Source organism: Arenimonas composti TR7-09 = DSM 18010 (assembly GCF_000426365.1).
Classification (GTDB): Bacteria; Pseudomonadota; Gammaproteobacteria; order Xanthomonadales; family Xanthomonadaceae; genus Arenimonas; species Arenimonas composti.
Genome location: NZ_AUFF01000002.1, coordinates 334,235 through 356,254, shown reverse-complemented (window position 1 = coordinate 356,254; position 22,020 = coordinate 334,235). Strand labels below are relative to the sequence as shown.

General features: G+C 70.7%; 16 protein-coding genes and 1 pseudogene. 5 read left to right on the top strand and 12 right to left on the bottom strand.

Annotated elements, in window-relative coordinates; translation table 11 throughout:
- Window positions 1–22: 22 nt before the first annotated feature.
- The gene (gene aspS / locus K311_RS0105920; RefSeq protein WP_026816551.1) at window positions 23–1,786 is read right to left on the bottom strand and encodes an aspartate--tRNA ligase; all 1,764 of its coding nucleotides are present in this window, start codon (window positions 1,784–1,786) and stop codon (window positions 23–25) included.
- A 198-nt stretch (window positions 1,787–1,984) separates the two neighbouring features.
- Between aspS and K311_RS0105915 the strand changes: the two genes are divergently transcribed.
- Window positions 1,985–2,773: a DUF3011 domain-containing protein gene (locus K311_RS0105915; RefSeq protein ID WP_026816550.1), complete on the top strand. Its 789-nt coding sequence runs from the start codon at window positions 1,985–1,987 to the stop codon at window positions 2,771–2,773.
- 24 nt (window positions 2,774–2,797) lie between these two features.
- On the opposite strand, the gene K311_RS15620 is transcribed toward K311_RS0105915, so the two are convergent.
- The 4 genes and pseudogenes from K311_RS15620 to K311_RS0105900 all read right to left on the bottom strand — a co-directional run.
- Window positions 2,798–3,457: a hypothetical protein gene (locus K311_RS15620; RefSeq protein ID WP_051239590.1), complete on the bottom strand. Its 660-nt coding sequence runs from the start codon at window positions 3,455–3,457 to the stop codon at window positions 2,798–2,800.
- 55 nt (window positions 3,458–3,512) lie between these two features.
- Complete coding sequence (locus tag K311_RS0105905) at window positions 3,513–3,809, bottom strand: FmdB family zinc ribbon protein (RefSeq protein WP_026816549.1); 297 nt, start codon at window positions 3,807–3,809, stop codon at window positions 3,513–3,515.
- Window positions 3,810–3,995: 186 nt separating this feature from the next.
- The gene (locus K311_RS18965; protein ID WP_425476572.1) at window positions 3,996–4,238 is read right to left on the bottom strand and encodes a hypothetical protein; all 243 of its coding nucleotides are present in this window, start codon (window positions 4,236–4,238) and stop codon (window positions 3,996–3,998) included.
- A 57-nt stretch (window positions 4,239–4,295) separates the two neighbouring features.
- Window positions 4,296–5,933: pseudogene (locus K311_RS0105900) on the bottom strand (ABC-F family ATP-binding cassette domain-containing protein); the annotation flags it as partial.
- Between the two features lie 111 nt (window positions 5,934–6,044).
- Here K311_RS0105900 and K311_RS0105895 point away from each other — a divergent pair.
- Window positions 6,045–7,748, top strand: a complete 1,704-nt coding sequence (locus K311_RS0105895; protein ID WP_026816547.1) for a cation:proton antiporter domain-containing protein — start codon at window positions 6,045–6,047, stop codon at window positions 7,746–7,748.
- Window positions 7,749–7,819: 71 nt separating this feature from the next.
- Here the strand turns inward: K311_RS0105895 and K311_RS0105890 are convergent, their stop codons facing one another.
- Both K311_RS0105890 and clpB read right to left on the bottom strand, forming a co-directional pair.
- A complete protein-coding gene (locus K311_RS0105890) occupies window positions 7,820–8,704 on the bottom strand; it encodes an AraC family transcriptional regulator (RefSeq protein WP_026816546.1) in 885 nt (294 codons plus the stop codon).
- Window positions 8,705–9,098: 394 nt separating this feature from the next.
- The gene (gene clpB, locus K311_RS0105885) at window positions 9,099–11,681 is read right to left on the bottom strand and encodes an ATP-dependent chaperone ClpB (protein WP_026816545.1); all 2,583 of its coding nucleotides are present in this window, start codon (window positions 11,679–11,681) and stop codon (window positions 9,099–9,101) included.
- A 154-nt stretch (window positions 11,682–11,835) separates the two neighbouring features.
- Between clpB and K311_RS15615 the strand changes: the two genes are divergently transcribed.
- Complete coding sequence (locus tag K311_RS15615; RefSeq protein ID WP_026816544.1) at window positions 11,836–13,566, top strand: serine/threonine-protein kinase; 1,731 nt, start codon at window positions 11,836–11,838, stop codon at window positions 13,564–13,566.
- 15 nt (window positions 13,567–13,581) lie between these two features.
- On the opposite strand, the gene pgeF is transcribed toward K311_RS15615, so the two are convergent.
- On the bottom strand, window positions 13,582–14,352 hold the full coding sequence (pgeF, locus tag K311_RS0105875) for a peptidoglycan editing factor PgeF (RefSeq protein WP_026816543.1): 771 nt from the start codon (window positions 14,350–14,352) through the stop codon (window positions 13,582–13,584).
- 2 nt (window positions 14,353–14,354) lie between these two features.
- A complete protein-coding gene (gene rluD, locus K311_RS0105870; RefSeq protein ID WP_051239589.1) occupies window positions 14,355–15,365 on the bottom strand; it encodes a 23S rRNA pseudouridine(1911/1915/1917) synthase RluD in 1,011 nt (336 codons plus the stop codon).
- A gap of 109 nt (window positions 15,366–15,474) precedes the next feature.
- On the opposite strand from rluD, the gene K311_RS15610 reads away from it, so the two are divergent.
- On the top strand, window positions 15,475–16,326 hold the full coding sequence (locus tag K311_RS15610) for an outer membrane protein assembly factor BamD (RefSeq protein WP_051239587.1): 852 nt from the start codon (window positions 15,475–15,477) through the stop codon (window positions 16,324–16,326).
- A 61-nt stretch (window positions 16,327–16,387) separates the two neighbouring features.
- On the opposite strand, the gene K311_RS0105860 is transcribed toward K311_RS15610, so the two are convergent.
- From K311_RS0105860 to sucC, 3 genes are all read right to left on the bottom strand, one after another.
- Complete coding sequence (locus K311_RS0105860) at window positions 16,388–18,043, bottom strand: NAD+ synthase (protein WP_026816541.1); 1,656 nt, start codon at window positions 18,041–18,043, stop codon at window positions 16,388–16,390.
- Between the two features lie 91 nt (window positions 18,044–18,134).
- Window positions 18,135–19,016 (bottom strand): succinate--CoA ligase subunit alpha, encoded by an 882-nt coding sequence (sucD, locus tag K311_RS0105855; protein ID WP_026816540.1) that lies wholly within the window; start codon window positions 19,014–19,016, stop codon window positions 18,135–18,137.
- 80 nt (window positions 19,017–19,096) lie between these two features.
- A complete protein-coding gene (sucC, locus tag K311_RS0105850; RefSeq protein ID WP_026816539.1) occupies window positions 19,097–20,263 on the bottom strand; it encodes an ADP-forming succinate--CoA ligase subunit beta in 1,167 nt (388 codons plus the stop codon).
- Between the two features lie 113 nt (window positions 20,264–20,376).
- Here sucC and K311_RS15605 point away from each other — a divergent pair, with 113 nt between their 5' ends.
- Complete coding sequence (locus K311_RS15605; protein WP_051239585.1) at window positions 20,377–22,005, top strand: sensor histidine kinase; 1,629 nt, start codon at window positions 20,377–20,379, stop codon at window positions 22,003–22,005.
- Window positions 22,006–22,020: the final 15 nt, after the last annotated feature.

Here is a 22,020-nt window from a genome sequence, read left to right as displayed (position 1 = left end):
AGCCGCTCCTACAGCGGGGGCTTCACCGCAGCGGGGGCTTCACGGCGACGTGGACCTCGGACAGCTGCGCCTCCGGCACCGGCGACGGCGCGCCGGTCATCAGGCACTGCGCGGTCGTGGTCTTCGGGAAGGCGATGACGTCGCGGATCGATTCGGTGCCCGCCATCAGCGCGGCGATGCGGTCGATGCCGAAGGCGATGCCGCCGTGCGGCGGCGCCCCGAAGCGCAGCGCATCGAGCAGGAAGCCGAACTTGGCCTCCGCCTCTTCCCGGCCGATGCCGAGCAGCTCGAACACCGCGCTCTGCATGTCCGGACGATGGATACGGATCGAACCGCCGCCGATCTCGTTGCCGTTGAGGACCATGTCGTAACCCCGCGACACCGCGGTGCGCGCATTGGCCTTCAGGTCGGCGATGTCGTCGACCGCCGGCGCGGTGAACGGGTGATGCAGGGCGACGTAGCGCTGCGCCTCCTCGTCCCACTCGAACATCGGGAAGTCGGTGACCCACAGCGGCTTCCAGCCTTCCTGCACCAGGCCGAAGTCCCTGCCGGCCTTCAGGCGCAGCGCGCCCATGAAGTCGGAGACCGCGTTGTAGGCGCCGGCGCCGAAGAAGACGATGTCGCCGTTGCCGATGCCGGTGGCCTGCAGCAGCGCCGCGAAGCCGTCACCGTCGAAGAACTTGGCGATCGGCGAGGTGACCGCGCCGCCGGCGTCGATCTTCGCGTAGGCCAGGCCCTTGGCGCCGAACTTCGCCGCATGCGCGGCGTATTCGTCGATCTGCTTGCGGCTGAGCGTGGCGCCGCCAGGGATGCGCAGCGCGGCGACGCGGCCGTGCGGATCGTTGGCGGCGGCGGTGAACACGCCGAACTGGCAGTCCTTCACCAGATCCGCGACGTCGGCCAGCTCGAGCCCGATGCGCAGGTCCGGCTTGTCGGAACCGTAGCGGCGCATCGCCTCGGCCCAGGTCATGCGCGGGAACGGCTCGGCGAGTTCGACGCCGATCACCTCGCGGAAGACCTCGCGGATCATCTGCTCGACGGCGTCCTGCACGTCCTGTTCGCGCACCCAGGCGAATTCCATGTCGAGCTGGGTGAACTCGAGCTGGCGGTCGGCGCGCAGGGCCTCGTCACGGAAGCAGCGGGCGATCTGGTAGTAACGGTCGAAGCCGGCCACCATCAGGATCTGCTTGAACAGCTGCGGCGACTGCGGCAGCGCGTAGAACTCGCCGGGATGCATGCGCGCCGGCACCAGGAAGTCGCGCGCGCCCTCGGGGGTCGCCTTGGTCAGGATCGGCGTCTCGATGTCCTGGAAGCCGCGCGCGTCGAGCCAGCGACGCAGCGCCTGCACCAGGCGGATGCGCGTGCGCATCATCTTCTGCATCTCGGGGCGGCGCAGGTCGAGATAGCGGTACTTGAGGCGGATGTCCTCGCCGGCGTTCTCGTGCGCGTGGAAGGGCAGCGGCTCGGCCTTGTTCAGCACCTCGATCCTGGTCGCGACGACTTCGACCTTGCCGGTGCGGATTTTCGCATTGACCGCATGCCGCGCGCGGACGATGCCGGTGATGCGCAGGCAGTCCTCGTAACCGACCTTCTGCGCGGCGGCGACCACCTCGGCATTGCCCTCGGTCCCGGCCGGCTCGGCGACGACCTGGACGATGCCCTCGTGATCGCGCAGGTCGATGAAGCAGACGCCGCCGAGGTCGCGGGCGACGTCGGCCCAGCCGCAAAGGACGACGGTTTGGCCGATCATCGACTCGTCGACGAGGCCGCAGAAGTGGCTGCGCATGTTGACTCCGAGGGGTCCGCCGGCGGCGCGCGACGCGCGCCGGAAGCCGGGAAGGGGGCCGCGAATTCTAGGCGCGCTGCCGGAACGCGGCAAATCGCCGCAACCCCCGCGAACCGGGCATCCCGCGACGCCGGCGGCCATGCGGCATTCACATCCGCTGACGGAAAGTGGCGTCGACTCCATCACCGAGGCACCGCCATGCGCCATCTCGCCGCCCTGCTCGCCCTCGCCCTGCTCGCCTCGGCTCCCGCCGCGGTCGACGCCCAGGCGGTCACCCCGAAGGCCTATGCGCCGGAGAACCTGTCGCAGCTCAACGAACGCGACCGCATCCGCGTGATCTCGCTCGAGTACCAGGAACAGTCCGGTGGTCGCCAGATTCCCGACGACCAGCTGCGCTTCTACCTCGACCAGGTGCGCTCGGGCTGGACCTTCAGCCGCATCAAGGAAGACATCGCCACCTCGCTGCGCGGAAACAACGGCCGCCCGGGCAACAACGGCCGTCCCGGCTACACCCCGCCGCCGGCGAACCGTCCGGGCAACAATCCGCCGCCGATCCGCCCGGGCACCAATGTCCTGTTCCGCTGCGAGAGCCACAACGAGCGCCCGGCCGAATGTCGCACGCCGTTCAACGGCCGCGCCGAGGTCGTCCGCCAGCTCTCGCGCACGCAGTGCGTCGAAGGCCGCAACTGGGGCCAGCGCCCGGGCATCGTCTGGGTCAACCGCGGCTGCCGCGCGGAGTTCGGCCCGGTCCGTGGCGGCGACCGCTGGGAAAACACCGACTGGGGCCGTTACAGCGTGACCTGCGCCAGCCGCGGCGAGCGCCGCTCGACCTGCGCCTGGAACGAGAGCTACGGCCGCCCGCGCCTGATCGAACAGCAGTCGCGCGAGGCCTGCGTCGAGAACCGCACCTGGGGTTACCGCGACGGCAACCTGTGGGTCGACAAGGGCTGCCGCGGCCGCTTCGGGCCGGTCGGCCGCAACTGGTAAGACGTTTCCCGGGAATCCCGCGGATCAGCGCGGAATGGCGCCCCAGGCCTGTGGAGGCACCGGCTGGGGCGCCGTCAGGTCGAACTCGATCTGGAACAGGCGGCCGTTCGGCCGCGACAGCTCGTAGAGGAAGCGCCGGCCCGGCGCATGTTCCATCGCCCAGGTGTTGCTGACCGACGCGGCGAGGCCCTCGCGCTCGAACATCGCGATCGATTCGGCATCGACGGGAAAGGCCTGGCGGGTTTCGCTGCCGGCGCCGGTGGTGTCGCCGCCGTACATCGTCACCGGATCCGGGCTGCCGTCGGCATGGCGGTGGTCGTGCTTCAGGCGCAGGCCGTTCTCCGTGCGCGTGATCACCCAGGTGCGCGAGCGGTCCTCGCCGACATGCAGGGAAATGCGCACGACGTCGACGTCGCATTCGCGCACATGCATCACCAGTGGCTGGGTCGAGAACGGATCGTTCGCGCTCGGCGGCGTATCGGCGACCACCCGGCCGGCGAACGCCTGGCCGCACAGCGGCGCGAGGTTCGCGAAGAAGGCGTCGGCGGCGCGCTGCTGCACGCCGGCCTCGTCGAGACCCGGCGGCGGCAGCGGCTCGGGCAGGCCCGGAACGGGCGTGGTCGCCTGCGCGGAGAACGCGAGCGCGGCGGCGAGCGGAAGGAGCAGGAATCGGGGCGTCTTCATGCCCCGACCCTAGCCGCTCGTGGCGGCCGGCGGCAAGAAACGCGGGACGGCGGACTCAATCGGCGGTCGCGGCCGGCTTCGGCGTTGCGGGCGCGGGCGCAGCGGCCGGCTCGGACTTCGTTTCCGGCTTCGCGGCGGCATCGCCGGCGAGATTGCGCTTGCGGTCGCCGTCCTTCTTGAAGTCGGTCTCGTACCAGCCGCCGCCGGCGAGACGGAACGCCGGCGCGGTCACCTGGCGCCGCACGTCGGGCGCGCCGCAGGTCGGGCACTGCGTCGGATCGGCGTCGCTGAGCTTCTGCAGGCGGTCGAAGGCATGGCCGCAGGAGGTGCATTCGAAGGCGTAGATCGGCATGGGCGTAGTCGCAGTTCGTACGAGATGGTTCGTAGTCGTCCGCGCCGCTGGGGGCGCCGGATGGGCTGAGGGTTGGGCCTGAGGCCAGGAATTCAAGAGGGCCGGCTGGGGTAGGAGCGGCTTCAGCCGCGATGCTTCTGCGCGCGCCTTCGGGCGTGATTGAAGGCATCGCGCCTGAAGGCGCTCCTACGACGAACTGCTCTCCGCTGCCGCGAGCCAAGCCTCCTCCAGCCGCGCCTGCTCGGCGGCGAGTTCGGCCTGGCGCTGGCCGAGCTGGGCGAGTTCGATGCCGCCGTCGTTGCCGTAGATCGCCGGATCGGCGAGCTGGGCCTCGACCCGGGACAGCTCGGCCTGCACCTGCTCCAGCTTCTCCTCGAGCTGGCGCAGGCGGCGGGCGGCGCTCGGATCCTGGCGCGGCGGCGGTGCCACCGGCCTGGCAGCGACGGGCGCCGGCTTCGCGGCGGCGGCCTTCTTCGGCTCGTTGCCGCGGCTGCGCAGCCACGCGGCGTATTCGTCGAGGTCGCCGCTGAACTCCTCGACGTGGCCGTCGGCGACCCGCCAGAAGGTCTCGCAGACCAGACCGATCAGGTGGCGATCGTGCGAGACCAGAACGATCGCGCCGGGGAAGTCGGCCAGGGCTTCGGCCAGGGCCTCGCGCATGTCGAGGTCGAGGTGGTTGGTCGGCTCGTCGAGCAGCAGCACGTTCGGTTCGCGGTACGCGATCAGCGCCAGCGCCAGGCGCGCGCGTTCGCCGCCGGAGAAGCCGTCGACGCTCTCGAAGGCACGGTCGCCGACGAAGTTCCAGCGCCCGAGGAAATTGCGCAGCACCTGCTCGCCGGCGTCCGGCGCCAGCTGCTTCAGATGCCACAGCGGGCTCTGGCCCTCGTGCAGGCTCTCGACGGTGTGCTGGGCGAAGTAGCCGATGCGCAGGTCCGGGTGCGCGGCGCGCTCGCCGGCCAGCGGCGCGAGTTCGCCGACGAGGGTCTTCACCAGGGTCGACTTGCCGGCGCCGTTCGGGCCGAGCAGGCCGATGCGATCGCCGGCTTCGAGGCCGAAGCCGACGTCGCGGAGGATGACGGTCGGTGCCGCAACACCTGTAGGAGCGGCTTCAGCCGCGATGCCCATCGCGCCTGAAGGCGCTCCTACGGGAGCAGCGGGGTAGCCGGCGTCGACGTGATTCAGGCGGATCAGCGAATGCGGCAGCTTCGCCGGCTCGGCGAAGCTGATCCGGAACGCGCGTTCGGCGCGCACCGCCTCGGTGCCCTGCAGCTTGGCCAGGCGCTTCATCCGGCTCTGCGCCTGCCGGGCCTTGCTGGCCTTGGCCTTGAACCGGTCGATGAAGCTCTGCAGGTGGGCGCGCTCGGCCTGTTCCTTCTCGTGGGCGATCTGCTGCTGGCGCAGGTGCTCGGAGCGCTGGCGCTCGAAGCTGGTGTAGTCGCCGGTGTAGAGCTTCGCCCTGCCCTCGTGCAGGTGCAGGGTGTGGGTGCTGAGCACGTCGAGGAACTCGCGGTCGTGCGAGATCATCAGCAGGGTGCCGGGATACTTCAGCAGCCACTGCTCGAGCCACAGCACGGCATCGAGATCGAGATGGTTGGTCGGCTCGTCGAGCAGCAGCAGGTCCGAGGGCATCATCAGCGCCCGTGCCAGGTTCAGGCGCACGCGCCAGCCACCGGAAAAGTCGGACACCGGCTTGCCATGCGTTTCCGGCGGGAAGCCCAAGCCGTGCAGCAGCTTGCCGGCGCGCGCGGTGCCGTCGTAGCCGTTGAGCTCGGCGAGCCGCTGGTGGGCGGCGGCGACGCCGTCCCAGTCCTCGGCGGCCATCGCCCGCGCTTCCTCCTGCATCACCGCGTACAGCAGATCGTCGCCGGAGAGCACGAAGTCGATCGCCGGGTCAGGCAACGAGGGCGTTTCCTGGGCGACGCTGGCGATGCGCACCTTGCCCGGCAGGTCGATGTCCCCCTGGTCGGGCTCGAGCTGGCCGAGGATGCTGGCGAACAGGCTGGACTTGCCGGCGCCGTTGCGGCCGATCACGCCGACCCGCCAGCCGGCGTGCAGGGCGAGGTCGACCTGCGACAGGAGCAGGCGTTCGCCGCGGCGCAGGGCGAAATTGCGGAAGGCGATCATCGGAGGGTTCGCGGAGAGCGGAGCGCGGAGGAAGGCGCGCATTCTACCTGTGCGATTGCCGCTGACGGGGCCCGGAAGCAATAATCGGGCCATCCCCCCGCCGGAGCGCCGATGCCGCATCAGACGCCGCTGATCTCGCTGCTGGCCGTCGGCCTCGTGCTCGCCTTCGTTCTGGGCGCGGCCGCGAACCGGCTGCGGCTGTCACCGATCGTCGGCTACCTGATCGCCGGAATCATCGTCGGCCCGTACACGCCCGGCTTCGTCGGCGATGTCGAGCTGGCCGGCGAGCTGTCGGAGATCGGCGTGATCCTGCTGATGTTCGGCGTCGGCCTGCACTTCTCGCTCGAAGACCTGATGGACGTGCGCGCGATCGCCATCCCCGGCGCGGTCGTGCAGATCTCGCTGGCGACCGTGCTCGGCTGGGGCCTGGCCTGGCTGATGGGCTGGAACAACCTGCAGGGGATCGTGCTCGGCCTGGCGCTGTCGACCGCCAGCACCGTCGTGCTGCTGCGCGCGATGGAGGCCCGCCGCCTGCTCGACACCCGGCGCGGGCGCATCGCGGTCGGCTGGCTGATCGTCGAGGACCTGGTCTGCGTGATCGTGCTGGTGCTGCTGCCGGCGGTCGCGGCGGCGCTCGGCGACGGCAGCGGCCCGCATCCCACCGTCGGCGAGGTCGCGGTGTCGCTGCTGGTGACCCTGCTGAAGGTCGCCGCCTTCGTCGCCCTGATGATGCTGGTCGGCAAGCGGGCGATCCCGTGGATGCTCGAGAACATCGCCGGCATGGGCTCGCGCGAGCTGTTCACGCTGTCGGTGCTGGCGATCGCGCTCGGCGTCGCCTTCGGCTCGGCGCATCTGTTCGGGGTGTCGTTCGCGCTCGGCGCCTTCTTCGCCGGCATGCTGCTCAGCGGCGACCTGAGCCACAAGGCGGCCTCGGACTCACTGCCGCTGCGCGACGCCTTCGCGGTGCTGTTCTTCGTCTCGGTCGGCATGCTGTTCGACCCGCACATCCTCGTCGAGCAGCCGCTGCCGGTGCTGGCGACCTTCCTGATCATCACCGTCGGCAAGTCGGCCGGTGCCTTCCTGATCGTGCGGCTGTTCGGGCATCCGACCTCGACCGCCCTGACGATCTCGGCCAGCCTGGCGCAGATCGGCGAGTTCGCCTTCATCATCGCCGGCCTGGGTGTGGCGCTGGAGATCCTGCCGGTCGCCGGCCGCGACCTCGTGCTCGCGGGCGCGCTGCTGTCGATCTGCGCCAACCCGCTGATCTTCGGCCTGCTCGACATCCGCGAGCGCCGTCTTGCGCGCGAGGAGGCCGAGCGCGTCGCGGCGATGCCGCCGCCGCCGCGCGAAGGGCCCGAACTGCCTGTCGAGGGCCACGCGATCCTGGTCGGCTTCGGCCGCGTCGGCGGCGAGATCGCCCACCTGCTGCGCGCGCGCGGTGTGCCCCTGCTGGTGATCGAGGACGACGCCGACCTGGTGAAGAAGGCCCGCGGCGAGGGCTACCCGACGATCCGCGGCAATGCCGCCGCGCCGGGCGTGCTCGACGAGGCCTCGCCGGCAGGGGCGCTGCTGGCGATCCTGGCGATCCCGCGTGCGCTCGAGGCCGGCGAGGTCGCCGAACGACTGCGCACCGCCAACGCCGGCATGACCATCCTCGCCCGCGCCCACGGCGACAAGGAAGTCCGCCACCTGCTCGCGCACGGCGCCGATGGCGCGGTGCTCGCCGAGAAGGAACTGGCGCACTCGATGGCCGAGATGGCGCTGGCGTCGGCGCCGTTCCGGCAACGGCGGGGGGCGGCGGCGAGCAACGAGTAACGAGCAACGAGCAACGAGTAACGAGTAACGGGTAACGGGTAACGGGTAACGAGTGGGTTCGGTCGCGTTGCTCAGTTTCCGGGCGCAAGCGGAACGTGGATGTCGGCGCGCAGCAGCGAGGCGGGGACGACTTCCGGGTCGTCGAGGAAGGCGTAATGGATCGGGGCGTCGCGCAGGGCGTGGCCGCTCTGCGGGAGCCAGTCGCGCAGCAGGCGGTCGACCGCGTCCTCGATACCCTCGTAGGGGCCGACGTGGCGCAGGCGGGCGTGCGCGCCGGCCGGCAGCGCGAGGCGATGCATCGGATGCGGCGGCGCCGCGTCGGCGGTCGCGAGCGCGATCGCGCAGTCGAACTCGAAGTCGGCCGGTGCCGTTTCGCGATGGTCGCCGTACGGCACACCGTACAGACCGCAGATCGCGTCGACCAGGCCGGCCTCGGCCGCCCAGCCGAACAATGCGCCGAAGCCGGCATCGAGGTCCTCGAAGGCGCCGCGGCGGCGCAGCGCGATCACCTCGAACGGTTCCAGCGAGACGATTTCCACCTGCAGCGGCGGCTCGGCTTCGGATGGCGAGGGCGGTGCGAGGCGGCGGCGGGCGGCGGCGATCCGGCCGGCATCGCCGCGCAGTTCGCCGGGCGTCGTGTCCAGTTCCGCACGGACCGCGCGCGCCAGCGACTGCGAGGAATCGAAACCGCAGGCGAGCGCGACGTCGGAAACGACACTGGCGGCCGGCTCCAGCAACTGCAGCGCCCGCTGCAGACGCAGCCGCGCGATGGTGCGCCCGAGCGGCTCGCCGGTCAGCGCGCGCCAGACGCGGTGGAAGTGGAACGGCGAGAAATGCGCGACCGCCGCCAGTTCCTCCAGCCCGGGCAGCGGCTCGCCCTGCGCCAGCGCGGCCTGCAGGCGGGAGAGCACGGCATCGATGCGGGCGGCGTACGTGGTTCGGGTCGAGTTCTTCATCGTGGGTCTCCGGTCGGCGGGATCGTGCCGGAATCGTGCCCGTCCCGCCGGGTTCCGGCGTGGCGGATCTTGCGGAGTTCGCGCGGGGACACGTTGATCGCGAGCGGCCGATGTCGATACGTTGCGCGCTCGCGCATCGAATCGGAGGGGAGATGATGGAGAAGACCATTCGCCGCCGCGGCTGCACGGGCCGTCGCGGCCGCGGGCCGCTGCTGTTGGCGTCCGTGCTGTTGTTCAGCGCGACGCAGGCGGTGGCGCAGGCCGGCAATCCGGTGACCGCGGACCTGCTTAATGCCGCGGTGTGGATGCACGAATCGGGTGCACCGCTGGAGGCTTCGCCGGTGAACCGGGGCGGGTCGCGCGCCCGGCCCTGCCGCGCCGGCCGGGCCGCGCCTCACCCCTTGCGGAACACCAGCGAACCGCCTTCGGCCGTGACACGCACGCTGTCGCCGGCGACGAATTCGCCGGCGAGGATCTTCTGCGCCAGCGGGTTCTCGACCTGCTGCTGGATCGCCCGCTTCAGCGGTCGCGCGCCGTAGACCGGATCGAAGCCGACCTCGCCGAGCACCGCGATCGCGGCGTCGTCGATTTCCAGCGTGATCTGCCGCTCGGCGAGCCGCTTCGCCAGGTACTGCGTCTGGATACGGGCGATCGCGCCGATCTGCTCGCGGCCCAGCGGGTGGAAGACGACGATCTCGTCGAGGCGGTTGATGAACTCCGGGCGGAAGTGCGCCTGCACGACCCCCATCACCGCCGCCTTCATCTGCACGTAGGCGGCATCGCCCTCGCCGCTCAGCTCCTGGATGTGCTGGCTGCCGAGGTTCGACGTCATCACGATCACGGTGTTGCGGAAGTCGACCGTGCGGCCCTGGCCGTCGGTCAGGCGGCCGTCGTCGAGCACCTGCAGCAGGATGTTGAACACGTCCGGATGCGCCTTCTCGACCTCGTCGAGCAGCAGCACGCTGTACGGCCGGCGGCGCACAGCTTCCGTCAGGTAGCCGCCCTCCTCGTAGCCGACGTAGCCCGGCGGCGCGCCGATCAGCCGCGCGACGCTGTGCTTCTCCATGAACTCGCTCATGTCGATGCGCACCATCGCGTCCTCGGTGTCGAACAGGAACGCGGCGAGCGCCTTGCACAGCTCGGTCTTGCCGACGCCGGTCGGGCCGAGGAACAGGAACGAGCCGTTCGGACGGTCCGGGTCGCTGAGGCCGGCGCGCGAGCGGCGGATCGCATCCGACACCGCCTTCACCGCCTCCGCCTGGCCGATCACGCGCGCGTGCAGCGCATCCTCCATCTTCAGCAGCTTCTCGCGCTCGCCTTCGAGCATCTTGCTGACCGGGATGCCGGTCCAGCGCGACACGACCTCGGCGATCTCCTCGGCGGTGACCCGGTCCTGCAGCAGGCGGAAGCCCTTCTGCTCGACTTCCTGCGCCGACTGCAGCTGCCGCTCCAGCTCGGGGATGCGGCCGTACTGCAGTTCGCTCGCCTTCGCGAAGTCCTGGCGGCGATGCGCGGCCTCCAGCTCGAGCCGCGCCGCCTCGATCTGCTCCTTGATCTTCGTGGCGCCGGTGAGCGTGGCCTTCTCGGCCTTCCAGATCTCCTCGAGGTCGTTGTACTCGCGCTCGAGCGCGTCGATCTCCGATTCCAGGTCGGCCAGGCGCTGCTTCGACTCCTTGTCCTTCTCCTTCTTCAGCGCCTCGCGCTGGATCTTGAGCTGGATCAGCCGGCGTTCCTTGCGGTCCATCTCCTCGGGCTTGCTGTCGATCTCCATGCGGATGCGCGACGCCGCCTCGTCCATCAGGTCGATCGCCTTGTCGGGAAGCTGGCGGTCGGCGATGTAGCGGTGGCTGAGCGTCGCCGCGGCGACGATCGCCGGGTCGGTGATCTCGACGCCGTGGTGCACCGCGTAGCGCTCCTTCAGGCCGCGCAGGATCGCGATCGTGTCCTCGACGCTCGGCTCGCCGACGAAGACCTTCTGGAAGCGGCGCTCGAGCGCGGCGTCCTTCTCGACGTACTTGCGGTACTCGTCGAGCGTGGTCGCGCCGATGCAGTGCAGCTCGCCGCGCGCCAGCGCCGGCTTGAGCATGTTGCCGGCGTCCATCGCGCCCTCGGCCTTGCCGGCGCCGACCATGGTGTGCAGCTCGTCGATGAACAGGATGACGTTGCCTTCCTGCTTCGACAGGTCATTGAGCACCGCCTTCAGGCGCTCCTCGAACTCGCCGCGGTACTTGGCGCCGGCGATCAGCGCGCCCATGTCCAGGCTCAGCACGCGCTTGCCGCGCAGGCCTTCGGGCACCTCGCCGTTGACGATGCGCTGGGCGAGCCCTTCGACGATCGCGGTCTTGCCGACGCCGGGCTCGCCGATCAGCACCGGGTTGTTCTTCGTGCGCCGCTGCAGCACCTGCACGGTGCGGCGGATCTCCTCGTCGCGGCCGATGACCGGGTCGAGCTTGCCGGACTCGGCGCGTGCGGTCAGGTCGATCGTGTACTTCTCCAGCGCCTGGCGGTTCTCCTCCGCATTGGCGTCGGCGACCTTCTCGCCGCCGCGCAGGCCGTCGATCGCCGTCTCCAGCGCGTCGCGGCGGGCGCCGGCGGCGCGCAGGGCCTCGCCGGCCGCACCCTTGTCGTCGAGCGCCGCGAGCACGAACAGTTCGCTGGCGATGAAGGCATCGCCGCGCTGCTGGGCCAGCTTGTCCGTCAGGTTCAGCAGCCGCGACAGGTCGTTGCCGACCGAGAGGTTGCCCTCCTGGCCGCTGACCTTCGGCAGCCGCTCGAGCGCCTCGCCGAGGCGCTGGCGCAGCGCGGTCACGTTGACGCCGGCCTGGGCCAGCAGCGGCCGGGTGCTGCCGCCCTGCTGGTCCAGCAGGGCGACCAGCAGGTGCACCGGTTCGATCAGGTTGTGGTCGCGGCCGACCGCGAGCGACTGGGCGTCGCTCAGGGCCTGCTGGAACCGCGAGGTCAGCTTGTCCATGCGCATGGGGGAGACTCCGGAAGGCGTGGGGGGCGGGTGCCCCGATGCCCCGTGAATGCGGGCCCGGTGGCTTCGATTCAACCGCCTGCGGTCATTGCGCGGCGGTCGCCGCGACGGCACGATGAACCGCCCGAAACAGCCGGCCCCAGGGGACACAGGAATGAGCCAACCGGAAACGCCCAGGATCTCGGGCTACACGCTGCTGCGCGTGCTCGGCCAGGGCGGCATGGCGGTGGTCTACCACGCCACCCAGGATTCGCTCGGCCGCGAGGTCGCGCTGAAGGTGATGTCGGCCGACCTCGCCCGCGACCCCGGCTATGCCGAGCGTTTCCTGCGCGAGGGCCGGGTCGTCGCCAGCCTGCGCCACCGCAACATCCTGATGGTCTACGACCTCGGCGTGACCGAGGAGAACCGGCCGTGGCTGGCGATGGAGTACGTGCCCGGCGGCGCGGTCGCCGAGGAGGCCGGGCGGATGGCCCGGCGCGAGGTGCTGAAGGTGATCCGCGACATCGCCCGCGCCCTCGATCATGCGCATTCCCAGGGCGTGATCCACCGCGACATCAAGCCGGAGAACATCCTGCGCGGCGCCGACGGCGACTACCTGCTGGCCGACTTCGGCATCGCCCGTGTCCGCGAGGCGACCAGCGCGCTGACCATGGAGGGCTCGACCCTCGGCACGCCGCAGTACATGAGCCCGGAGCAGTGGCGCGGCGAACCGCTCGACGGACGCACCGACCTCTACAGCCTCGGCGTCGTGCTGTACCAGCTGCTGACCGGCCAGCTTCCCTATACCGGTACCGACGGCTGGGCGATCGGCATGCAGCACATGACCTCGGCGCTGCCGGCGCTGCCGCCGGAACATGCGCAGGTGCAGCCGCTGCTCGACATGATGCTGGCGAAGATCCCGTCGCAGCGCTTCGCCACCGGCAACGCGCTCGCCAATGCCGCCGAGTCCCTGCTCAACAGCCTGCCGCCGGTGCCGACGCCGCGGCCGATGGCCGCCGCCGCGACCGCGGTGATGCCGACGCCGGTGCCGGGTGCGCGGCAGCCCACGCCGATGCCCGGGCAGCGACCGCCGACCCCGGCGCCGGCCCCACGCCACCCGACCCCGCCGCCGCGCCATCCGACGCCGCCGCCGCACTCGCCGCAGTCCAGCCCGCAGCCGCATTACCCGCCGCAGCCGGCCTATACGCCGGTGCGCACGCAGGTGCGGCCGCCGGCGAAATCCGGGCCGAGCACCGGCCTGATCATCGGCGGCATCCTCGCCGTCGTCGCCGTGCTGGTGCTCGCCGCCGGCGGCATCGGCTGGTACGTGTATTCGAAGGGGAAGGAAGAAGCGCAGGCGCTGCTGGCCGGCGGCACGTCCGGCGGGGGCGACGTCGCCAGCCCGGCACCGCCGTCGACGCCCGCCGACGTCCCGGTCGAACGCCCGCGGGCACCGGCCGGCGGCACGCCGATCGCCGGCAACGCGCCGAATGCGTCAAGTGCCGATCCGCAGGTACGCGCCCAGCTCGACCGGCTCGGCATCGATTACGAGATCGACGGCGACAACGACTTCCAGGTGCTGTTCGAGACCCGCAACGGTCGCACCCAGCTCGGCTGGATCCGCTCGCCGGTGGAGAGCTACGGCCGCCACCGCGTGCGCGAGATCTGGTCCTACGGCTACGTGGCCCAGGGCAACGAGATCCCGGTCGACATCGCCAACCGCATGCTCGAGCACGCCAACCTGCAGAAGCTCGGCGGCTGGGTGCGCCAGGGCCAGTACGGTGTCTTCGTCGTGCAGGTGTCGGCGAACGCGACCGATGCGCAGCTGGCGGAGGCGATCCGGATCTGCCTGGCCACCGCCGACGGCTTCGAGCAGGAACTCACCGGCGCCGCCGACCAGCTCTAGGCCGCGGCGCTCGCCTCAGCGCGGATCGATCCAGACCAGGCTGGCGAGACGGCCACTGCGGCCGTCGCGGCGGAAGGAATGGAAACGCTCCGGCTCGCTGATCGTGCAGCGGTCGCCACCATGGACGGCGGGGACCCCGGCGGCCGCCAGCCGGCGCCGGGCCAGCGCATACAGGTCGACGAGCCAGTGCCCCGGCCGGGTCGGCACGAAGGCGGTGGCGGCGCCGGCATCCGGTTCGACGAAGGCGGCGTACACATCGGCGCCGACCTCGTAGGCCCGCGGGCCGGCGGCCGGGCCGAGCCAGGCGAGCAGTTCGGTCGCCGGCGTCCGCATCGCCGCCAGCGTCGCCTCGATCATGCCGGCTGCGAGATTCCGCCAGCTGCAGTGGGCCGCACCGACCTCGCTGCCGTCGCGGGCGGCAAGCAGCACCGGCAGGCAGTCGGCCGACAGCACCGCCAGCACGACCCCCGGCGTCGACGTCACGGCCGCATCCGCGACCGGCTCGGCCTCCGCCGGCGTATCGGCCGCCGCCGCGGTCTCGAAGCGGACGACGTCGGTGCCGTGCACCTGCTGCAGCCAGTGCGGCGGCGACGGCAGCCCGGCGAGCGCCGCGAGCATGCGGCGGTGGCGGAAGACGTTCGCCGGCGCGTCGCCGCTGCGCAGGCCGAAACTGAAGTCGTCGAACGGCGGCGGCGACACGCCGGCGCCATGGCGCAGCGTCGCCAGACCCTGCACGCCGGGCGGTGCCGGCCAGTCGGCGACGAGCCAGGGGCCGGCCGCCGGCACGCTCAGGCCTTCGCGGCGGCGGTGTCGCTGCGCAGGGCGGCGACCAGCGCCTGCATGTCGGCGGGCATCGCCGCCTCGAACGTGCGCGGCGTGCCGTCGCCCGGATGCAGGAAGGTGAGCTTCTCGGCATGCAGGGCCTGGCGGCGGAACCCCTGCAGGCGCTCGACCAGTTCCGGCGTCGCCGCCTTCGGCAGCCGGAACGAGCCGCCGTACAGCGGATCGCCGACGATCGGCTTGCGCGCATGCGCCATGTGCACGCGGATCTGGTGCGTGCGCCCGGTCTCGAGGCGGCATTCGACCAGCGTGTGGGCGCGGAACTTCTCGCGCACCCGGTAGTGGGTCACCGCATCGCGGCCCTGCCCTTCCTTCACCACCGCCATGCGGATGCGGTCGGTCGGATGGCGGCCGATCGGCGCGTCGACGGTGCCGCCGGCGACCATCGTTCCCTGCACCACCGCCAGGTACTGGCGGTGCACGGCACGCCCGGAGAGTTGTTCCACCAGGGAGGTGTGCGCGCGCACGCTGCGGGCGACGACCATCAGCCCCGACGTGTCCTTGTCGAGCCGGTGCACGATGCCGGCGCGCGGCAGCGACGCCAGCCGCGCATCGTGGTGCAGCAGCGCGTTGACGAGGGTGCCGCGGGGGTTGCCGGCGCCGGGGTGCACGACCAGCCCGGCCGGCTTGTCGAGCACGATCACGTCGTCGTCCTCGTACAGGATCGCCAGCGGAATCGCCTCCGGCAGCGCTTCGGTCTCGACCTCGACGCGTGCCAGCAGCGTGACGGCCTCGCCGCCGCGCACCGCTTCCCTGGGCTTCACGGCGCGGCCGCCGAGCAGGGCATCGCCGGAGCGGATCCACGCGGTCAGGCGTGAACGCGAGAAGTCCGGGAACAGCTCGGCCAGCACCTGGTCGAAGCGGCGGCCGGCAGCGGCGAGCGGGATCGCCGCCTCCAGCAGCGCGCGCTCGTCGTTGTCGTTGTCGGTATCGATCTCGGTGTCGGGCTGGCGGGGCATGGGCGGTCTCGTGGGGGCCGCGCCGGACCGGTTTCCGGTTGGAGGCGACCGCGGGCTTTCCGGTATTATCCCCGAACTCGCTGCCAGGCAGCGCCCCCACGAAAGACTGATGACCCGACTTTCCGCGTCGCTGCGCTTGCTGCTCACCCTGGTGCTGGTCGCCAGCCTGTCCGGCTGCGCCACCATCAAGGGCTGGTTCGACCGCCAGGATTCCGAACCGACCGAGACGCTGCCGGTCGAGGCGATGTACAGCGAAGCCAAGAGTGCGATGAACTCGCACAACTACGAGCGTTCCGGCCGCTACTTCCAGCGCCTGGTCGCGCGCTTCCCGTACGGGCCCTACAGCGAGCAGTCGCAGCTGGAGCTGGCCTACGTGCTGTACAAGCAGGGCCGCCAGGAAGAGGCGACGTCGGCGGTGAACCGTTTCATCCGCACCTATCCGACGCACCGTCACATCGACTACGCCTACTACCTGAAGGCGCTGATCAATTTCGACCGCAACGGCAGCAACATCCTGCGCCTGCTGCGCCAGGACATGTCGTCGCGCGACCTCGCCGGTCCGACCCAGGCGATGAACGATTTCGCCGACGTCATCCGCCGCTACCCGAACAGCCGCTACGCGCCGGATGCGCGCCAGCGCATGATCTTCCTGCGCAACCTGCTGGCCCGGCACGAATTCAACGTCGGCGCCTACTACCTGCGTCGCGAGGCGTTCGTGGCCGCCGCCAACCGTGGCAAGTACATCCTGCAGGCCTACCCGCAGAGCGCCCATGAGGGCGATGCGCTGGCGCTGATGGAGCGTGCCTACCGCGGTCTCGGCGAGGAGCAGCTGGCGGCCGACACCCGCCGCGTGCTCGAGCTCAACTACCCGGAGCATCCGGCGCTCAATGACGCGGGCTGGCCCGAGAAGGGCTTCTTCGACCGCCTCGACTTCCTGAACCGCCTGAACCCCTTCGACTGAACCCCTTCGACTGAACCCCGGTTTCCCGGATCGGATCCCGATCGCCGATCCGTAGCCGCGGCTACCGCGGGGCCGACTCCTCGCGCCAGCCGGAGGTGATCGGGTAGCGACGCTCGCGCCCGAAGGCGCGGCGCGAAAGCTTCGGCCCCGGCGCCGCCTGCCGCCGCTTCCACTCGCTGATCCGCACCAGCTTGAGCACCCGCTCGACCGTCTCGGCCGGATAGCCGGCGTCGACGATCTCGGCCGCCGACATCTCGTGGTCGATGTGCCGCAGCAGGATCGCGTCGAGCACCTCGTAGGGCGGCAGAGAATCCTGGTCGGTCTGGTTCTCGCGCAATTCGGCCGACGGCGGCCGGTGGATCACCGCCTCCGGGATCACCTCACCGTCGCCACGGGTGTTGCGCCAGCGCGAGAGCGCGAACACCTCGGTCTTGTACAGGTCCTTGAGCGGCGCGTAGCCGCCGCACATGTCGCCGTAGATCGTCGCGTAGCCGACCGCGTACTCGCTCTTGTTGCCGGTGGTGAGCAACAGGCCGCCGAAGCGGTTGCTCAGCGCCATCAGCAGCGCGCCGCGGGAACGCGACTGCAGGTTCTCCTCGGCGATGCCGGGCGGCAGCCCCTCGAACAGCGGCGCCAGCGCCTGCTGGAAGCCGGCGAACGGCGCCTCGATCGCCACCGTCTCGAGGCGCACGCCGAGCTTGCGCGCCTGCACCTCGGCCAGGTCGTTGCTGAGGTCCGAGGTGTAGCGCGACGGCAGCCGCACCGCGGCCACCCGGTCGGCGCCAAGGGCGTCGACGGCCAGTGCCAGCACCAGCGCCGAATCGATGCCGCCGGACAGCCCGAGCCACACGCGGTCGAAGCCGTTCTTGCCGCAGTAGTCGCGGATGCCGCGGACGATGCCGCGCCAGGCCAGCGATTCCCGGCGCTCGTCGGTTTCTTCCGGCCAGCGGTGCCGCTGGAAGCGGCGCGTCGCCGGGTCGAAGTCGGCGACCAGCAGGGCATCGGCGAAGGCCACCGCCGCCGGATGCACGCCGCCGTCGCCGTCGGCGAGCACGCTGCTGCCGTCGAACACCAGCTCGTCCTGGCCGCCGACGACGTTGAGGTAGGCCAGCGCGACGCCGGTCTCCTGCACACGCTGCGCCAGCAGGGTGTCGCGCTGGGCGGTCTTGTCGGCCTCGAAGGGCGAGGCGTTCGGCACGACGACGAGTTTCGCGCCCAGCGCCGCGGTCTCTGCCAGCGGCTCGGCGAACCACAGGTCCTCGCAGATCACCAGGCCGACCTCGACGCCGCCGACCGCGAACACGCAGCTGCCGCCGTCGGGGTCGATCGCGAAATAGCGGCGTTCGTCGAAGACCGCGTAGTTCGGCAGCTCGCGCTTGCGGTAGGTCGTTTCGACCCGGCCGTCGCGCAGCACGCTGGCGGCGTTGTAGACCACCGGCCCGGCGGCCTGCGGCCAGCCCACCACCGCGACGATGCCGCCGGTGCAGGCCGCGGCGACCTCGTGCAGCGCACGCTCGCAGGCGGCGAGGAAGGCCGGACGCTGCAGCAGGTCCTCCGGCGGGTAGCCGCTGAGCGCCAGTTCCGGGAACAGCACCAGGTCGGCGCCGTGCTCGTCGCGGGCTTCGGCGATCAGCGCGGCGATGCGGCGCGCGTTCGCCTCCACGGCGCCGACCGGGAAGTCGAACTGGGCCATCGCGATGCGCAGGCGTGCTTGCATGACCGATCCTTCTCTCACGGAACTCATCTTCGCGAAATGAAAAGGGCCGCGCGAGGCGGCCCTTACCGTGCTGCGTGACGGCGGGCGTCGCTCAGCGCGCGGCAGCCAGCCGCTCGGCGATCGCGCGACCGAGGTCGCCCGGCGACTTCACCGTGGTGACGCCGGCCTTCTCCAGCGCCTCGAACTTGCCGGCGGCGGTGCCCTTCCCGCCGGAAGCGATCGCACCGGCGTGACCCATGCGCTTGCCGGCCGGCGCGGAGGCACCGGCGATGAAACCGACGACCGGCTTGGTGACGTAGTGGGCGATGAACTCGGCCGCTTCTTCCTCGGCGGTACCGCCGATCTCGCCGACCATGATGATGCCCTCGGTCTGCGGATCGTCCTGGAACAGCTTCAGCGCGTCGATGAAGTTGGTGCCGTTGATCGGGTCGCCGCCGATGCCGATGCAGGTCGACTGGCCGAGGCCGGCGTCGGTGGTCTGCTTCACGGCCTCGTAGGTCAGCGTGCCGGAGCGCGACACGATGCCGATCTTGCCCGGCATGTGGATGTGGCCCGGCATGATGCCGATCTTGCACTCGCCAGGGGTGATCACGCCGGGGCAGTTCGGGCCGACCAGCACGACGTCGTCGTAGCCGGCCAGCACGTTCTTGACCCTCAGCATGTCGAGCACCGGGATGCCTTCGGTGATGCAGACGATGACGCGGATGCCGGCGTCGGCGGCCTCGAGGATCGCGTCGGCCGCGAACGGCGGCGGCACGTAGATCACCGAGGCGTCGGCGCCGGTGGCCTCGACCGCGTCGCGCATCGTGTTGAAGACCGGCAGGCCGAGGTGGGTCGTGCCGCCCTTGCCCGGGGTGACGCCGCCGACGACCTGGGTGCCGTACTCGAGCATCTGCTCGGCGTGGAAGGTGCCCTGCTGGCCGGTGAAGCCCTGGACCAGCACCTTGGTGTTCTTGTCGATCAGAACGGACATGTATTCGCTTCCTTATTCGTAGGAGCGCCTTCAGGCGCGATTGCTGTCGCGCCTGAAGGCGCTCCTACAGCGGGTCTGGGTCAGGCGGCCTTGGCGGCGGCGACGGCCTTCTTCGCGCCGTCGTTGATGTCGTCGGCGGGGGTGATCGCGAGGCCGGAGTTCTTCAGCAGTTCCTTGCCCTTCTCGACGTTCGTGCCCTCGAGGCGGACGATCACCGGCACCTTGACGTCGACTTCCTTGACCGCCGCGATGATGCCCTCGGCGATCATGTCGCAGCGGACGATGCCGCCGAAGATGTTGACGAAGATCGCCTTCACGTCGGGCGAGCGCAGGATCAGCTTGAAGGCCTCGGTGACGCGCTCCTTGGTGGCGCCGCCGCCGACGTCGAGGAAGTTCGCCGGCTCGCCGCCCTCGAGCTTGATCACGTCCATGGTCGCCATCGCCAGGCCGGCACCGTTGACCATGCAGCCGATGTTGCCGTCCATCGTGACGTAGTTGAGGTCGTGCTGGCTGGCCAGCACCTCGGTCTCGTCTTCCTGGCGGATGTCGCGCATCGCCGTCAGTTCCGCGTGGCGGAACGCGGCGTTGTCGTCGGAATTGATCTTGCCGTCGAGCACGGCCAGGCTGCCGTCGGTGAGGACCGCCAGCGGGTTGAGCTCGACCAGCGCCAGGTCCTTCTCGTTGAACAGCTTGTACAGGCCCAGCATGATCTTCGACAGCTGGTTGACCTGCTTCGCGTTCAGGCCCAGCGCGAAGCCGAGGTCGCGGCACTGGTAGGGCTGCAGGCCCTGGACGAAGTTCACGTGCAGGGTCTTGATCGCGTCGGGATTCTCGACGGCGGTCTTCTCGATCTCGACGCCGCCGTCGCTGGAGGCGATGAAGGTGACCGTGCGGGTACCGCGGTCGACCAGCACCGACAGGTACAGCTCCTTGGCGATGTCGGTGGCCTGGGTGACCAGCACCGAATCGACCGGCAGCGCGACGCCGGCGGTCTGGTAGGTCTCCATCTTCGTGCCGAGCATGCCCTTGGCGTAGGCGCGGACGTCGTCGAGGGTCTTGGCCAGCTTGACGCCGCCGGCCTTGCCGCGGCCGCCGGCATGGATCTGCGCCTTCACGACCCAGAAATCGCCGCCGATGGCCTTCGCGGCGTCGACCGCCTCTTCGGGCGTACGGGCGACCCGGCCCGCCGGAACGGCGATGCCGTACTCGCCGAAAAGCTGCTTGGCCTGGTACTCGTGGAAGTTCATCCGGCTGCCTTTGGTCGCGAAACGGGGGCGGTATTGTCGCCGGTTCGCCGGGGCAAGGCAAAACGCCGGCTTCCCCCGGGCCGGACCCGCGGCCGCCGGTGCATACTTCCGGCATGCCGGCTGCCCCCAGAAAAAAGACCATCAGTCCGCAGCGCCGGGAGCTGTACTTCTTCTCCCTGTACCGCCTGCTCGAGGCCTGTCTGCTGGCCCTGGTGGCCTTCAGCCCGGTCGGCGAGATGCTGGTCAGGCTGCGCGAACCGACCCTGCTGCAGGGGATGGTCGTGCTCTACATGATCGCCGCGGTGGCCCTGCTGGTCGCCGGCTACCGCAGCCGGCTGCCGCCGCCGACCCAGGCGGCGATCGGCCTGGCGATCGACATCCTGGTCGCCGCCGGCACCCTCGGCACGACCACCGGCAGCCAGGGCGGCATCGCCCTGCTGCTGCTGTTCAACGTCGGTGCCGGTGCGCTGATCCTGCCGCAGCGGGCCGGCATCGGCTTCGCCCTGACCGCGGCGCTGGTGATGCTCGGCGACAGCCTGCTGCTGCGCACCTTCGACCTCGAGAACGCCCGTCCGCTGGCCGAGTCGGTGATGTTCGCGGTGACCTACCTGGCCACGGCGGTGCTGTGCGAGCTGCTCAGCCGGCAGGTGCTGGAATCGCAGGCGCTGGCGGAACAGCGCGGCGAGGAACTGGCCAGCCAGGCCGAGATCAACGAACTCGTCATCCGGCGCATGAAGACGGGGATCCTGGTCGTCGACGGCGAACACCGGATCAAGGTCTGCAACGAGGCCGCCTGGGCCCTGCTCGGCAAGCCTTCGCCGGACCGGCGCGAACTCGCCGACGTCGCCAACGGCCTGCACCGCAGCCTGATGGCCTGGCGGCGTGGCCGCGGCGAGATCCCCAAGGCCATGACCCTGGCCGACGGCGCCCCCGAGGTGCTGCCGCGCTTCGTCTCGCTGAGCCTGACCGACAACCTGTTCCTGATCTTCCTCGACGACAGCCGGATGTATTCCGACCGCGCCGAGGAGCTGACGCTGGCGACCCTCGGCCGGCTGTCGGCGAGCATCGCCCACGAGATCCGCAACCCGCTGGCGGCGATCAACTACTCGGTGCAACTGCTCGAGGAGGCCAACGAGCTGCAGGATGCCGACCGCCGCCTGCTGGAGATCATCCACACCCAGTGCCAGCGCATGGACGGCATCGTGCGCGACATCCTCGGCCTGGCCCGGCGCGAGCGGTCGCAGCCGGAGACGATCGACGTCGGCCAGTTCGCCCGCCGCTTCGTCGACGAATACCGCGCCAGCCATCCGCTGGAAACCGACATCCTGCAGGCCGTCGCCGAGCGCAGCACGCTGGCGATGGCCGACCCCCGCCACCTGCACCAGGTGCTGACGATCCTGGTGCAGAACGCCCTCACCTACGGCCGCATGCCCGGCGAGCCGGCGCGGGTGACGGTGGCGGTACGCACCGCGCCGCCGGGCTCGCCGCCGGAACTCGACGTCATCGACCGCGGGCCCGGCATCCCGGCGGCGGTGGCCAGCCAGATCTTCACGCCGTTCTTCACCACCAGCGAACACGGCACCGGCCTGGGCCTCTACATCGCCCAGCAGCTGTGCGAGGCGAACCAGTGCACGCTGAGCTATCAACCGGTCCCCGGAGGCGGCAGCTGCTTCCGGATCGTGCTCCCGCAGGGCATGACGCTGGTGCAGGACGCGCCGTCGGGACACATGAATATGGCCTGATCCGGATGCCTCGGC